Source organism: Flavobacterium kochi (assembly GCF_048286715.1).
Lineage (GTDB): Bacteria > Bacteroidota > Bacteroidia > Flavobacteriales > Flavobacteriaceae > Flavobacterium.
The window spans coordinates 1-1,100 of the sequence record NZ_JBLVPW010000080.1 but is presented as its reverse complement, the minus strand read 5'-3'; the positions used below and the strand labels follow the sequence as shown (position 1 = coordinate 1,100).

Sequence of the window (1,100 nt, the reverse complement as noted above, 5' to 3'; positions counted from 1 at the left end):
TACCAGTGCCAAGCTTCTTCATTAATGGGTTCTCCTACTGAACCGATTACTTTTAATGACTTTAAAGGAAATTTTTGTACATATTCTAAGCTTTCTTTAGCCAAAGAACGAATCGCAGTTGGTGCGGTATAAAATTGAGTCACTTTATGTTTTTCAATAATTTCCCAAAAACGACTAAAATCAGGATAGGATGGTATTCCTTCAAAAATAACCGTTGTACCTCCGTTCAATAGTGGGCCATATAAGGTATAGGAATGTCCTGTTATCCAGCCAATATCTGCTGTACACCAAAAAATATCATTTTCTTCATAATTGAATACATTCTTAAAAGTATAGGCGGTATAAACCATATAACCTGCAGTGGTATGTACCATTCCTTTTGGTTTTCCGGTAGAACCGGAAGTGTAAAGAATAAACAATGGATCTTCAGCATCCATAATTTCAGCGACATTATTATCTGAAGCTTCGTCTAAAAGGGGTTGCAACCATTGGTCACGACCTTCTTTCATGTTTACCGAAGTATTGGTTCTTTTTACCACCAGGACAGTTGAAACACCCGGGCAGTTTACTAATGCCTCATCAATGATTCCCTTTAAATCAATGGTTTTGTTTCCGCGATAACCGCCATCTGAAGTGATGACCATTTTACAATCACTGTCATTTATTCTTGTTGTTACGGCTGAAGCTGAAAATCCCGCAAAAATAACGGAATGTATGGCTCCAATTCTGGCACAGGCCAAAGTGGTTATGGCCAATTCAGGAATCATCGGTAAATAGATACAAACACGATCTCCTTTTTTTATACCTTGTTCACGTAACACATTTGCCATTTTACAAACACGTTGGTGCAATTCATTATAGGTTATATGTAATGCAGTTTCTGTTGGATCATTAGGTTCAAAAATAATGGCCGTTTTTTCACCTCTTTTAGCAAGATGTCTGTCGATACAGTTTTTGGTCATATTTACTTTAGCCTCCGTAAACCATTTTACTTCGGCTTCAGCCATATTAAAATCAACAACTTTATCCCATTGTTGGTACCATGTGAAATTTTCTTCTGCTATTTTACCCCAAAATTTTCTGGGCTCACGAACTGATTT

Annotated in this window: 1 protein-coding gene; it reads right to left on the bottom strand. The window is 37.0% G+C overall.

The window, feature by feature from the left end; all coding sequences use genetic code 11:
* The coding region (locus ACNQGH_RS21875) for an AMP-binding protein (protein WP_417958133.1) at positions 1–1,100 on the bottom strand (1,100 nt) is incomplete at both ends.